Origin of the sequence: Micromonospora sp. NPDC051196, assembly GCF_040682415.1 — a bacterium.
GTDB lineage: Bacteria > Actinomycetota > Actinomycetes > Mycobacteriales > Micromonosporaceae > Micromonospora.
Window position 1 is genome coordinate 26,565 of record NZ_JBFBAY010000013.1, and the last position, 13,175, is coordinate 39,739.

Consider the following 13,175-nt stretch of genomic DNA (forward strand, 5'->3'; position numbering starts at 1 on the left):
CCTCGGGGGTAAATGGGGGCGCCCGCTGGCGACCCCATCCGGCAGGATAAGCGGATGCCGAGCCTGAGCCGTGCAGAGTCGACCGCGCGTGGCGCGTCGATCGCCGTCGTGTCGTATCACGTGGACCTCGACCTGACCGAGGGCGGCGAGCGGTTCCGGTCGCAGGTCACGATCCGGTTCACCGCCACCGGCACCGAGACCTTCGCCGAGGTCAAGCCCGCGAAACTGCTGGGAGTACGCCTCAACGGCGTCGACCTCGACCCCGCCGGGCTGGACGACAACCGGCTACCCCTGACCGAGTTGGTCGAGGAGAACACGCTGACCGTCGACGCGGAGATGGCGTACACCAACACCGGCGAGGGGATGCACCGCTTCGTCGACCCCGCCGACGGCGAGACCTACCTGTACGCGATGTCGTTCCTGGACGACGTGCAGCGCATCTTCGCCGCCTTCGACCAGCCCGACCTGAAGGCGCCGGTCACCCTGTCGGTCACCGCACCGCCACACTGGACGGTCGCGGCCAACGCCGAGTTGGCCGCCAGCCCGAGCCCCGGGCGCTGGGAGTTCGCCCCCACCCTGCCGATCGCGACGTACCTGTTCACCCTGATCGCCGGGCCCTGGCACGTCCGCCGAGACGACCACGACGGTGTTCCGCTCGGCATCTACTGCCGGCGGTCCATGGCCGAGCATCTGGACGCCGACACCGAGGAGATCTTCACCGTCACGAAGCAGTGCCTGGACCGTTTCCACCAGCTTTTCGACGAGCGCTACCCGTTCGGCAAGTACGACCAGGCGTTCGTGCCGGAGTTCAACGCCGGGGCCATGGAGAATCCGGGGCTGGTCACCTTCCGCGACGACTACATCTTCCGCTCGGCGGTCACCGACACTCAGCGTGAGCTGCGAGCCACCACCATCGCCCACGAGATGGCCCACATGTGGTTCGGTGACCTGGTCACCATGCGGTGGTGGGACGACCTGTGGCTCAACGAGTCGTTCGCGGAGTACCTCGGCACCCGGGTCACCGCCGAGGCGACCCGGTTCGACCAGGCCTGGACGACGTTCGCGTTGCGCCGTAAGGCGTGGGGGTACGCCGCCGACCAGCGACCCTCCACTCACCCGGTGGCACCGGAGCAGGTGTCCGACGCCGCCGAGGCACTACTCAACTTCGACGGCATCTCGTACGCCAAGGGCGCCAGCGTGCTGCAACAACTGGTGGCGTGGCTCGGCGACGAGCCCTTCCTGGCCGGGTTGAACGACCACTTCTCCCGGCACCGGTTCGGCAACGCCACCCTGGCCGACCTCCTCGCCAGCCTCGGCTCGGCGAGTGGGCGGGACCTGGCCGGCTGGGCGCAGGCGTGGTTGCGTACCGCCCAGGTCAACACGTTGCGGGCCGAGGTGGCCGTGGACGCCGATGGTCGTTACCGGGAAGTGGCCGTCACGCAGACCGCGCCGTCGACGCATCCGGTGCTGCGTCCGCACCGCATCGGCGTGGGTCGGTACGCCGTCGACGGCAGCGCCGACCGGATCGAGGTCGACCTGGACCCGGAGGTCGATGGTGGCCGTACGGTGCTCGCCGAGTTGACCGGTGAGCCGGCGTCGGCCGTCCTGCTGCCCAACGACGGCGACCTCACCTTCGCCAAGATCCGTCTCGATGCCGCCTCGGCCGACGCGGTGCCCCTGCTGCTGCCCCGGCTGGCCGACCCGTTGCCGCGCGCGCTGCTGTGGGGCGAGGCGTTGGACGCGGCGACCGATGGTGAGCGGTCGGTCATGACGGTGGTGGAGCTGATCGGGGTGGCGCTGCCCACCGAGACCGAGGTGATCATCGCCGAGGACGTGCTGGCCCTGAGTCGTTCGCTGGTCGACCGCTACCTCGACCCGTCGATGCGACAGACCGCGCTGGCGATCATCGACAAGGCCTGCCGCCGGATGCTCGACGGGGCCCCCGCCGGCGGGTCGTTGCAGTTGGCCGCCGCGCGGGGTCTGCTCGCCGCGACCACCGACGTCGCCCTGCTCACCGGTTGGCTCGGCGGTCGGGGCGTGCCGCACGGCCTGGCGGTCGACACCGAACTACGCTGGGCGATCCTCGGCCGGCTGGTGGCGCTGGGCGCGGCGGGTGCGGCCGAGATCGAGGCGGCGGCGACGGCCGACCCGAGCGCCGCCGGTGCGGAGCGCGCCGCCCGATGCCGCGCCGCCCTGCCCGATCCGGCGGCCAAGCAAGCCGCGTGGGAGATCATCGTGGCGAACACGGAGCTGTCCAACCGGCTGGTCGAGGCGACTGCGGCCGGTTTCTGGCAGCCCGAGCAGGCGGAGTTGACCGCGGACTACGTGCCGCGCTACTTCGCCGACATGCCGGCCGCCGCGCGGCTGCGTACGCCCTGGGTGGCCGACGAGGTGGCCAAGCTGGCCTTCCCCCGCTACGCCGTGGCGCAGACCACCCGGGAGGCGGCCGCGACGCTGCTGTCCCATGACGACCTCACGTCCGGGCTGCGCCGGGTGATCAGCGACGCCGACGACGACCTGCGTCGTGCTCTGGTGGCGCGGACGGCGATGGCCGCGACGATTGCCTGACCTCTGGTGGCGGGTCGAGTGCTGTCCGTCATGCTCGGCCTGAGATGAGGCCGGCTCAGACTACGATCATGGGGTGACCGAAGACATCCGGCGCATCGGGATCATGGGCGGCACGTTCGACCCGATTCATCACGGGCACCTTGTCGCGGCCAGTGAGGTCGCGGACCGGTTCGGGCTCGACGAAGTGATCTTCGTGCCGACCGGCCAGCCGTGGCAGAAGGAGGATCTTCCGGTCAGTTCGGCCGAGGATCGTTACCTCATGACCGTGGTCGCCACCGCATCCAACCCGCGCTTCCAGGTGAGCAGGGCGGACATCGACCGGGGTGGCCCGACCTACACCGTCGACACCCTGCGGGACCTGCGCGCGATGTACGGCCCGAAGGCGCAGCTGTTCTTCATCACCGGCGCGGACGCACTGGAACGCATCCTGAGCTGGAAGAATCTGGACGAGATCTTCGAACTCGCCCACTTCATCGGGGTGACCCGGCCGGGATTCGCGTTGTCCGACGCACATCTGCCCGCCGACACGGTCAGCCTGGTGCAGGTGCCGGCGATGGCGATATCGTCCACCGACTGCCGGGCGCGGGTCGCCCGCGGTGAGCCGATCTGGTATCTGGTGCCGGACGGTGTGGTGCAGTACATCGCAAAACGGCGTCTCTATCAGGGGTGATCCGTCCGCTTATGGGTTGGATCATGCCGTTTCTGGGCTGAAACTGGCAGGTCGCACTCGCGGGCCGTGTGAGAGGCTTGGGTATCGCACGGTTGATCGAAGGAGAACGGTGACAGTTTCCGAGCGCGCTTACGAGCTGGCGATCACCGCCGCCCAGGCCGCGGCCGACAAGAAGGCTCAGGACATCGTCATCATCGACGTGGGTGACCAGCTCGCCATCACCGACGCGTTCGTGCTCGCCGCCGCGTCGAACGAGCGGCAGGTGCTGGCCATCGTCGACGCCATCGAGGAAGCCCTGCTCGACCTGCCGGAGAAGGCGAAGCCGGTGCGTCGTGAGGGCGAGCGTGGCGGGCGCTGGGTGCTGCTCGACTACGTCGACATCGTGGTGCACGTCCAGCACACCGAGGAGCGCGAGTTCTACGCCCTCGACCGGCTCTGGAAGGACTGCCCGACCATCCCGTTCGTCGACCGGGACCTGGCTCGCGTCGAGGCCGCCGCCGGATCGGGCGAGTGACCCGGCTGCTCGTCTGGCGGCACGGCAACACCGACTGGAACGCCGCCAGCAGGGTCCAGGGGCAGACCGACGTACCCCTCAACGACCTGGGCCGGGAGCAGGCCCGCGAGGCCGCACCGCTGCTCGCCGCGCTGCGCCCGGACGCCATCGTCGCCAGTGACCTGAGCCGGGCGGCGGACACCGCCGCCGCGTTGGCCGCGCTCACCGGCCTGCCGGTGCGCACCGACGCCCGGCTGCGGGAACGCTACTTCGGCCGGTGGCAGGGGCTGCTGCTCACCGAGGTCGCCGAGCGGTTCCCCGACGAGTACGCCCGATGGCGGGCCGGCGATCCGGCTCCCGGCGCGGACGTCGAACCCCTCGACGAGCTGGGCAAGCGGATCGGCACCGCGCTGCACGAGATCGCCGACGAGATGGCCGGCGGCACGATCGTCGTCGCCACCCATGGCGGCGCGGCGCGGCAGGGTTGCGGGCAACTGCTGGGCTGGGACCATACCGTGCTGCGCACCCTCGGTTCGTTGCGCAACTGCCACTGGACCGAACTGCGTCACGACGCCGGGCAGGGCTGGCACCTGCGGGCCCACAACGTCGGCCGGATCACGGTGCCCGCCGAGCCGTCAGCGTCCGTCGGGCCGTCAGCTTCCGCGGGGCCCGGTGCGGCGGTCTCCGCCGAGTCGGTCTGACGGGGTCAGCAGACGCCGCCTGCCGCGAACCGGTCGGGCGGCCGACCGGCGCGATCCGCTACCGTGCCGGCATGCCCGTCGCGGTCGTGACCGACTCCACCACCTACCTTCCGCCTGAACTGATGCGGGCGTACCAGTTGACCGTGGTGCCGTTGACCGTGGTGCTCAACGGCGTCGAAGGGCTGGAAGGGGTGGACGTCTTCCCCGCCGACGCCACCCGTGCCCTGAGCGCGCGGCGGGTTTCGGTGAGCACCTCGCGTCCGTCGCCCGAGCAGTTCGTCCGGACTTACCGCAGCCTGCTGGACGCCGGCGCGGAAGCAATCGTCTCGGTGCACCTGTCGGCCGGGCTCTCCGGCACCGTGGAGGCCGCCGAGTTGGCGGCCGGGCAGTTCGGCGGGCGGGTGACGGTGGTGGACAGCCGCTCCTGCGGGATGGGCCTGGGTTTCCCGGCCATCGCCGCGTCCCGGGCCGCCGCCCAAGGTGCGGATCTGGCGGGCGTACGCGCCGCAGCGGTCGACGCGGCTGGGCGTACCACCATCTTCTTCTACGTCGACACGCTGGAGTTGCTGCGCCGGGGCGGTCGGATCAACGCGGCTGAGGCACTGCTCGGCACGGCGCTGTCGGTCAAGCCGATCCTGCACATGCCCGACGGCGGCATCGTGCTGCGGGACAAGGTGCGTACCGCCAGTCGAGGGGTGGCGCGGCTGGTCGACCTTGCCGTCGAGGCGGCCGGCGACGCACAGGTGGATCTCGCCGTCCACCATCTCGCCGCGCCGCAACGCGCCGAGGATCTGCTCGGGGCGCTGACGGCTCGGTTCGGCGACAGGCTGCACGACGCGTACGTCACCGAGGCCGGCGCGGCCGTCGCCGCCCATGTCGGGCCCGGCCTCGCCTGCGTCGTGATCCACAGACGGCCCGAAGCGTGAGTGAAGGTTGCGGATGTCCTGTGGTGGCGGGAGGCGGTCGCCGCACGCGCTGCTGATCTGGCGCAACGGCACCGACCCCTCACCGGACGTTCCGTTCTCGGCCTCGACCCGGAATCGGCCTAGCACATCGTGGGCATGATCAGGGCGTTGTCCACAGAGCGCCGGTTGTCCACAGCGAAGCGCTCAGGCCCGACGGGAGACGGCCCGCTCATCCTAGCCTCGTGCCGTGTCCAAAGACGAGGAGACGGCGGTACGGGCGCGCCTGTGGCGACTGATGCCCGGCGCGCCCGAGCACGGTGCCGACGTACCGCCGACAGCCGTGCCCGGCGCCCCTTCGGTCGAGCCCGACACCTCGAACAGCCCCTGGGCGTCGATGCGCGGCCTCGACCCGGCGTCGTCGGTCGCGCCGGTCCCGCCCACAGCGCTGGACTGGCCGACGGTGTCCCTGCCCGTTCGTTCCGCCACCGTCGGCCGCGAACCACTCGCGTCGGCCACGGCCGGGCCGAGCGTGGCCGGGCCGAGCCGGTCGGCCCGGCCAGGGTGGACTGATCCCGAGCCGCTGGCCGGGCCGGAGCCGTTGACCGAGTTGCCGTCCGGGCCAGGGCGCGACGCAGCCGAGGCCCCACCGGTGTCCCGGTTGCCGGGGCCGGGCGCCTTCGATCCGGGTCGGCGGGGAGTTCGGGCACTGGCGGTCATCGCGGTCCTGGTGGTGCTCGCCGCCGCCGGCTGGACCTGGCGGTCCCGGCCACGGGTCGAGCCCGTCAGCGCCGTGACCGCTGCGCCCACGCCGGGCCCGTCGGACAGCCCGATGGATGAGCCGGCCGACGGGACGACCGGCGAAGTGGTGGTCGCGGTGGCGGGCAAGGTCCGTCGTCCCGGGCTGGTACGACTGCCGGCCGGTGCGCGGGTCGCCGATGCCGTCGAGGCGGCCGGCGGGGCGTTGCCCGGAGTGGACGTGGCGATGCTCAACCCGGCCCGCAAGGTCGCCGACGGCGAGTTGATCCTGGTCGGCGTGGCGGCCGCCACCCCGGCCGTGGGGGCGGCGCCAGGTTCGGGTCCGGTGGCGGGTGCCGACCCCGGTGCGGGCGGCCGGGTCAATCTCAACACCGCGAGCCAGTCCCAACTGGAAACGCTGCCCGGGGTGGGGCCGGTGCTCGCCCGACGCATCATCGAGCACCGCGACGAGCACGGCGGCTTCCGGTCCGTCAGCGACCTACGCCAGGTCAACGGCATCGGCGACGCACGGTACGAGGAACTCAAAGACCTGGTGACGGTGTGACGACGGACGGGGCACGCTCGTCCCGGCCCACCTCTGCGGTGGCCGGGCCGGTGCGGTCGGGCGACGGCACCTTCGGGGCCGCCGGAGCGATCGTCGGCCTGGGCGGTGCCCACATCCCCGATCTGCGGCTGGCCGGGTTGGCCGTGGCGGCCTGGCTCACCGCCCTGGCCGGGCTGCACGTCGACGCCAGGCGGGCGCTGCTGCTGGCCGCTGGCGCGGCCGGTCTGGCCGGGCTGGCGGCAATGCACCTGCTCGGAATCGCCGGCCGCCCCGGCCCGGCCGCCCGCCGCTACGGCTGGATCGTGGTGGCGGTGCTGATCGGCGTGGTCTGCGGCGCCGCCGCCACCTCGGCCCGGCTGGCCGTACGCGACGCCGAGCCGCTACGCGCACTGGTCGACGACCGGGCCCAGGTCACCGCCGAGTTGGTCGTCCGGGACGATCCACGACCGGTACGCGGCGGCATCGTGGGCCGCCCGCCCACCCTGCTGGTACGCGCCGAACTGGTGACCGTCACCGGCCCGGCGGGGCAGCAGGTCACCGTACCGGCCCGCGTGCTGGTCCTCGCCGACGACCCGGCGTGGCGGGAGTTGCTGCCCGGCCAGCGGTTCACGGTCGAGGGCAGGCTGACCGAACCGCGCGGTGGCGACCTGACCGCTGCCGTGCTGCTCGCCTCCGGCCCGCCCGACCTGCACGGGGCACCCTCGGCCCTGCAACGGGCCGCCGGCCGGCTCCGTGCCGGCCTGCAACAGGCTTGTGCGCCGTTGCCGGACGAGCCGGGCGGCCTGCTGCCCGGGCTGGTGGTAGGCGACACCAGCCGACTGCCCGACGCGGTCGAGGAGGACTTCCGCGCAACGGGAATGACGCATCTCAATGCGGTATCCGGGTCCAACGTCGCGATCATCGTCGGAGCGGTGCTGCTGGTGGCCCGCTGGGCTCGTGCCGGGCCCGCCCTGGCCGCCGTACTCTGCGGGCTGGCCCTGGTGGGTTTCGTCATCCTGGTCCGTCCTTCGCCGAGTGTGGTCCGGGCGGCCACCATGGGCGCGATCGGGCTCGCCGCGCTGGCCGCCGGCCGACCCCGAGCGGCGGTGCCGGCGCTGGCCGCCGCCGTGGCGGTGCTGGTGTTGGTCGATCCCGACCTGGCCGGTGACGCCGGCTTCGCGTTGTCGGTGCTGGCCACCGGTGGCCTGTTGCTGCTCGCACCGAGCTGGCGTGACGGGCTGCGACGGCGTGGCGTACCACCGGGCGCAGCGGAGGCCCTGGCGGTGCCGGCCGCCGCGCAGTTGGCCTGTTCGCCGGTGATCGCCGGTCTGTCGGGCACCATCAGTCTGGTCGCGGTGCCGGCCAACCTCCTCGTGGTGCCGGCGATCGCCCCGGCCACGGTGCTCGGTGTGGTGGCCGCGACGGTGTCGCCGGTCTGGCCGTTCGGCGCCGAGGTCGCCGCCTGGCTGGCGCACTGGCCGGCGTGGTGGTTGGTGCTGGTCGCCCGGTACGGCGCCCGCATGCCGATGGGTAACCTGCCCTGGCCCGGCGGGGCGACCGGGGCGCTGCTGCTGGCAGGGCTGACCGTGGCCCTGCTGATCGCCGCCCGGCGGCCGGTGGTGCGCCGGTTGGTCGCGGTGTGCACGGTCGCGGTGATGCTCGGCACCGTGCCGGTGCGGGTGATCGCGCCGGGGTGGCCGCCGAAGGGCTGGGTCATCGCGGTCTGCGCCGTCGGCCAGGGCGACACCGTGGTGTTGCCGGTGGCGCCCGGGCAGGCGGTCGTGGTCGACACCGGCCCCGATCCGGCGGCGGCGGACGCCTGCCTGCGCCGGCTCGACGTCCGCCGGGTGCCGCTGCTCGTGGTCAGCCACTTCCACGTCGACCACACCGGTGGCATGGCGGGAGTCTTCCGGGGGCGTCGGGTCGACCTGGTGCTGACTCCGCAGTGGCCGGAGCCGGCAACCGGGCGGGACCAGGTCCACGACACCGCCAACGCCCACGGCACCCGGTTGGTGGCCGCCCCGGCAGGGTGGCGGTACCAGACAGGCGCGGTCGACCTTGTCGTCGTCGGACCGCCCTACCCGATGCGGGGCACCCGGTCGGACCCGAACAACAACTCGTTGGTGCTGCTCGCCACGGTGGCCGGGGTGCGGATCATGCTTACCGGCGACGCCGAGACGGAGGAGCAGCAGGCGCTGCGGGAACAGTTACCCGCACACCGGCTGCGGGCCGACGTGTTGAAGGTCGCCCACCACGGCAGCGCGTACCAGGATCCGGCCTTCCTGGACGCGATCAGGCCGGCGGTCGCCCTGGTGCCGGTGGGCGCGGGCAACACCTACGGGCATCCGAGCGATGCCGTGCTGGCCCGCCTGGCCCGGGGCGGGGCACGGGTGTTGCGTACCGACATCGACGGGGACGTGGCGGTGGTGCTCGACGCGGCCGGGCTGGCTGTGGTGCCTGGCGGCGTCGATCTGAGCCGGACCAAACCATGAGACACGTTCAGCATCGCAGGCTCGGAAGAAGTCGCAAATTGACTCTAGTTTATGGGGATAGGCGGCAAATTGGATGTATGTCGGGATTTGCGCTGTGTGCGGGGTCTGCCCGCGCGGTGCGGTCGACCGGACTGGACCGGGCCGCCGAGCGTGCGAATATGGGCGGCGTGACCGCCGCCAGTGCCGCTCCTATTGTGCTCGTCCTCGGCGACGAGGAGCTGCTCGCCACGCGTGCGGTGGCCCAAACCGTCGCCACCGCCCGGGCCGCCGACCCGGAAGCGGACGTGCGCGAGTACCAGGCCGGTCAGCTCAGCGTCGGCGAGATCGACGAGATGCTCAGCCCGTCGCTGTTCGGCGGTCGCCGGGTGTTGGTGCTGCGGTCCGGTCAGGACGCCCGCAAGGACCTGGTTGCCGCCCTGCTGGCGTACGCGAAGAATCCCGACCCGGACGTGCAGCTCATCGTGCAGCACCTCGGCGCGGCCAAGGGCAAGGCGTTCGCCGACGGGCTGAAGGCGGCCGGTGCCCAGATCATGCCGGCCGCCAAGCTGAAGGGGCACCGCGACCGGGTGGCCTTCGTCCGGGACGAGTTCCGCCGGGCCGGCGGGCGGTGCACCGACGACGCCGCCGAGGCGCTGATCGCCGCGGTCGGCAACGACCTGCGCGAGCTCGCCGCGGCCTGCGCACAGCTGATCGCCGACACCGACGGGCGGATCGGTGCCGACACCGTGGCCCGCTACTACCGGGGCCGGGTGGAGGTGAGCGGCTTCACCGTGGCCGACGCCACCATGGTCGGTGATCTGCCGGGTGCGCTGGAGGCGCTGCGGTGGGCCCTGCACGTGGGGGTGGATCCGGTGCCGATCGCCGACGCGCTCGCCGACGGGATCCGTACCGTCGCCCGGGTCGCCTCCGCCGGGCGGGGCAGCCCCTACCAACTGGCGAGCAGCCTGGGCATGCCGCCGTGGAAGGTCGAACGGGCTCAGCGGCAGGCGCGTGGCTGGACGCCCGACGGGCTGGTCCAGGCGATGCAGGCGGCGGCCGAGTGCAACGCGGCGGTCAAGGGCGGCTCCGATGATCGGGCGTACGCGCTGGAGAGGGCCGTCTTCTCGGTGGCCGCCGCGCGGCGGGGCGGCGCCAGATGAGCGGAGCCCTCCGTGGCTCATGGGCCACGATCCCGGCCGACGAGCAGCGGTATCGCCCGCTCTACGCCCGGGTGCTCGGGCTGCGCTTCGTCAACCCGGGTGGGGTGCTCTGCTTCGTGTTCTTCGAGGGGGCGATCGCGTTGGCGGCTCTGCTCACCCTCGCCGAGTTGGTCAAATGGTGGGCGGTCGTGGTGCTGCCTGCGGCGGTGGCCGTCATGGTCAAGCTCAACGACCTGGTGGCCGCGTCGGTGGTCCGGTCGGCGGCCGCCATACCCGAGCAGGAACGCGATCGGTTCCGGCGGCAGATGGAACCGATCGTCGGGCGGGCTCGGGTCGACTGGCTGCCGCACAGCCTGCCCGGCGTGGTGGTGCGGGTGGACGGCGTCGAGCCGGTCGACCATCAGGACGGCCCCGACGGACGAGCCGGCCGTCGGGCGGACAGCGCAGGGCCGGGGCATCATGCCGGCGGCGCAGATGCGCGGGCCCGTGGTGGCGCGGACACGGCCGGACCGGGGGCGTGGTCAGCTCTCGGCGGATGACGACAGCGGACCGGTCTGCCCGGCCCGCCCGCGTCAACCCGTTGTTCGACAGGTACGGGGCAGGTTGCCGCTCAACCAGCCGGCCAGCGGAGCCAGGGCCGCCTGTCGGTCGACGGAGCGGTCGGCCCGGTGGACGCACGTAAGCCCCGGGTGTTGCCCGGGGCTTACGTCAGGTCTACGGTCGCCGGCTCAGGAGGCGAGCGACGCGACGCGCTTGGCGATCGCCGACTTGCGGTTCGCCGCCTGGTTGGCGTGGATGACGCCCTTGCTGGCCGCCTTGTCCAGCTTGCGGGAGGCGTCCTGCATGAGCGCGGTGGCCTTCTCGGCGTCACCGGCCTCCGCGGCCTCGTGGAACTTGCGGATGGCGGTCTTCAGCGACGACTTGACCGACTTGTTACGCAGCCGGCGCTTCTCGTTCTGCCGGTTGCGCTTGATCTGGGACTTGATGTTCGCCACGCGACAGCCTCGTCTTGATAGCTCGGGTTGGTCAGCTTGTGCGCGCGACGAGCATGCGTCATCGCTGCGCGAAGAGCCAGGTTACCAGGTCGGCTCGGACAGGCCAAAACGGCACCCGGCCGCTGGCGGATCCACCGGCTCGTCGCAACGTCGAGGGCCACACCGGTCACCGCGAGAAGTCAGTTCCACGCCTGGCGGTGGGCCAGCCAGGCCAGGGCCTGTTCACCGGTCCACCGCTGGTGCGCGGGTAGTTGGGCCGACGCGGTCGGTGGTGGCGAGGCGGCGGCGGTCAGGTGGTAGCCGGCCAGGGCGGCCAGCGTCACGTCCAGCGCGTCGGCAGGGGCGTCGGCGGCGGCGGGGTGGGCGGCGAACCGGGTGTCGACGTCCAGCCCGCTGGCGTACCCGGTGATCAGCAGACCGACGAGGTCGAACCAGGCCGGCCCGTGACACGACCAGGTCCAGTCGCAGAACCAGGCCGTACCGTCGGTGTCGATCAGTACGTTGTCCACCCGCAGGTCACCGTGGGTCAGGCCGGTGGCGCTGGCGACGTACCCGGGCAGTTTCGACTCCAACGCGACCAATTCGGCCAGCCGGCCGGCCACCGGTGCGGGTAGCGGCGGTGCCGGTTCCCGACCAGCCGCCACCTCGCCCCACCAGAGGATGTCCTCGCGCGCCAGGTCGTCGAGACGGGGCAGCCCGAGACCGACGAGTTCGGCCGGCGGTTCGGTGAGCGCGGCAGCGATGTCGACGTAACCGGCGAGGGTGGCGTCCAGTTCTGTCGGGTCCCACGGCAGCCGGGGCGTGTGCCCGTCGACCGGATCGAGGCAGAGCGCGTACCAGCCCGCCTCCCACAGCGTCCAGCGCAGTCTCGGCACGGGCAGCCCGGCGGGCAGCCGGGCGAGGATCGCGGCCTCCCGGGCGTACCAGTCGACCAGGTGCGGCTGGTACGCCCGGGCGGCGGCCTTGACGAACGCGCTGCCGCCGTCGCTGGTGCGCAGCACCGCGGCGAAGCCACGGGTGAAGCCGGCGGTGGCGACGCGGGCCCCGACCACCGGGGCGCCCAGGCGGGCCGACAACGCCGTCCGGACCGCTACCGGCAGGGCCGCCCAGTCGGGTCGCTGGGCGGTGGCGTGGTACGACACGGCCGGCGGAATCGGGTTGCTCACCCGACCATGCTGCCCGGTAACCGCGACACCGCGTGTCCGCTGTCGCTACCCGGTAACTGCTGTCGATCGCCGGTGGCAGCTCGAACTACCCCGGCGCCCCGGCCCGGCCTCCCGATGGCATCCGCGCGCCGTGCGGTGGTCGCCGTGATGTCTGCCAGACTGCCAGGCCATGAGGACCGACGACTTCTGGCAGTTGATCGACAGCGCCCGGTCCGGTGGGGGAGAGCCCGACGCCATCGCCGCCCGGGCCGTCGCGCTGCTCGCCGCCCGCGACCCCGAGGAGATCGTCGGGTACGCCCGCCACCAGCGGCGTGTCCTCAGCGCCTCCTACCGGGTCGACCTGTGGGGTGCCGCGTACCTGATCAACGGGGGTGCCTCCGACGACGGCTTCGAGTACTTCCGGGGCTGGCTGATGACCCAGGGGCGGGAGGTCTTCGCCCGTGCGGTGGCCGATCCGGACTCGTTGGCCGAACTGCCCCGCGTCCGGTCCGCCTCGCTCAGCGGTGAGGAGTTCGAGTGCGCGGACATGCTGGCCGTGCCGTGGGACGCGTACCGTAAGGCGACCGCGACCGACCTCCCGACGGACCGGGAGCCGCCGCCGGTGCCGGACCTGAACGACTTCTGGGACTTCGACGACGCCGACGAGGCCCGGCGCCGGTTGCCCAAGCTCGCGGCCCTCTTCGTCGAGCCGCCACAGGAGTGACGGACGCCCGGCCGACGCTCAGCGCGGACGTGGGAGCATAGAGGGGGCCGGCATGAGCCGGCCT

At 72.5% G+C, this 13,175-nt stretch carries 12 protein-coding genes; 10 read left to right on the forward strand and 2 right to left on the reverse strand.

Features of this window, described 5'->3' with window-relative positions:
- Positions 1 to 54: 54 nt before the first annotated feature.
- From pepN to AB0M35_RS22710, 9 genes are all read left to right on the forward strand, one after another.
- Positions 55 to 2,568: an aminopeptidase N gene (gene pepN / locus AB0M35_RS22670; protein ID WP_363747636.1), complete on the forward strand. Its 2,514-nt coding sequence runs from the start codon at positions 55 to 57 to the stop codon at positions 2,566 to 2,568.
- 73 nt (positions 2,569 to 2,641) lie between these two features.
- Positions 2,642 to 3,238 (forward strand): nicotinate-nucleotide adenylyltransferase, encoded by a 597-nt coding sequence (nadD, locus tag AB0M35_RS22675; RefSeq protein WP_363747637.1) that lies wholly within the window; start codon positions 2,642 to 2,644, stop codon positions 3,236 to 3,238.
- 109 nt (positions 3,239 to 3,347) lie between these two features.
- On the forward strand, positions 3,348 to 3,752 hold the full coding sequence (gene rsfS / locus AB0M35_RS22680; RefSeq protein WP_363747638.1) for a ribosome silencing factor: 405 nt from the start codon (positions 3,348 to 3,350) through the stop codon (positions 3,750 to 3,752).
- The gene (locus AB0M35_RS22685) at positions 3,749 to 4,432 is read left to right on the forward strand and encodes a histidine phosphatase family protein (RefSeq protein ID WP_363747639.1); all 684 of its coding nucleotides are present in this window, start codon (positions 3,749 to 3,751) and stop codon (positions 4,430 to 4,432) included. The genes rsfS and AB0M35_RS22685 overlap by 4 nt, the downstream gene beginning before the upstream one ends.
- Positions 4,433 to 4,503: 71 nt before the next feature.
- Positions 4,504 to 5,358: a DegV family protein gene (locus AB0M35_RS22690; RefSeq protein ID WP_363747640.1), complete on the forward strand. Its 855-nt coding sequence runs from the start codon at positions 4,504 to 4,506 to the stop codon at positions 5,356 to 5,358.
- Positions 5,359 to 5,935: 577 nt separating this feature from the next.
- Positions 5,936 to 6,637: a ComEA family DNA-binding protein gene (locus AB0M35_RS22695; RefSeq protein ID WP_363747794.1), complete on the forward strand. Its 702-nt coding sequence runs from the start codon at positions 5,936 to 5,938 to the stop codon at positions 6,635 to 6,637.
- A gap of 89 nt (positions 6,638 to 6,726) precedes the next feature.
- Positions 6,727 to 9,108: a ComEC/Rec2 family competence protein gene (locus AB0M35_RS22700; RefSeq protein WP_363747795.1), complete on the forward strand. Its 2,382-nt coding sequence runs from the start codon at positions 6,727 to 6,729 to the stop codon at positions 9,106 to 9,108.
- Positions 9,109 to 9,266: 158 nt separating this feature from the next.
- Positions 9,267 to 10,247, forward strand: coding sequence for a DNA polymerase III subunit delta (gene holA, locus AB0M35_RS22705; RefSeq protein ID WP_363747797.1), 981 nt, complete (start codon positions 9,267 to 9,269; stop codon positions 10,245 to 10,247).
- Positions 10,244 to 10,786, forward strand: coding sequence for a hypothetical protein (locus AB0M35_RS22710; protein WP_363747641.1), 543 nt, complete (start codon positions 10,244 to 10,246; stop codon positions 10,784 to 10,786). Before holA ends, AB0M35_RS22710 begins: the two co-directional genes overlap by 4 nt.
- 189 nt (positions 10,787 to 10,975) lie before the next feature.
- On the opposite strand, the gene rpsT is transcribed toward AB0M35_RS22710, so the two are convergent.
- Together rpsT and AB0M35_RS22720 are read right to left on the reverse strand one after the other, a co-directional pair.
- Positions 10,976 to 11,242 (reverse strand): 30S ribosomal protein S20, encoded by a 267-nt coding sequence (rpsT, locus tag AB0M35_RS22715; protein ID WP_102659200.1) that lies wholly within the window; start codon positions 11,240 to 11,242, stop codon positions 10,976 to 10,978.
- Positions 11,243 to 11,421: 179 nt separating this feature from the next.
- Entirely contained in the window at positions 11,422 to 12,408 is a 987-nt protein-coding gene (locus AB0M35_RS22720) for an aminoglycoside phosphotransferase family protein (RefSeq protein ID WP_363747642.1), read from the reverse strand.
- Positions 12,409 to 12,577: 169 nt separating this feature from the next.
- On the opposite strand from AB0M35_RS22720, the gene AB0M35_RS22725 reads away from it, so the two are divergent.
- The gene (locus tag AB0M35_RS22725) at positions 12,578 to 13,111 is read left to right on the forward strand and encodes a DUF4240 domain-containing protein (RefSeq protein WP_363747644.1); all 534 of its coding nucleotides are present in this window, start codon (positions 12,578 to 12,580) and stop codon (positions 13,109 to 13,111) included.
- Positions 13,112 to 13,175 lie beyond the last annotated feature (64 nt).

Excerpts from the sequence above, each read along its gene's own strand:
- AB0M35_RS22690 (WP_363747640.1), top strand. The coding sequence starts at position 4,504 with ATGCCCGTCGCGGTCGTGACCGACTCCACCACCTACCTTCCGCCTGAA.
- AB0M35_RS22725 (WP_363747644.1), top strand. The coding sequence starts at position 12,578 with ATGAGGACCGACGACTTCTGGCAGTTGATCGACAGCGCCCGGTCCGGT.
- holA (WP_363747797.1), top strand. The coding sequence starts at position 9,267 with ATGGGCGGCGTGACCGCCGCCAGTGCCGCTCCTATTGTGCTCGTCCTC.
- AB0M35_RS22710 (WP_363747641.1), top strand. The coding sequence starts at position 10,244 with ATGAGCGGAGCCCTCCGTGGCTCATGGGCCACGATCCCGGCCGACGAG.
- pepN (WP_363747636.1), top strand. The coding sequence starts at position 55 with ATGCCGAGCCTGAGCCGTGCAGAGTCGACCGCGCGTGGCGCGTCGATC.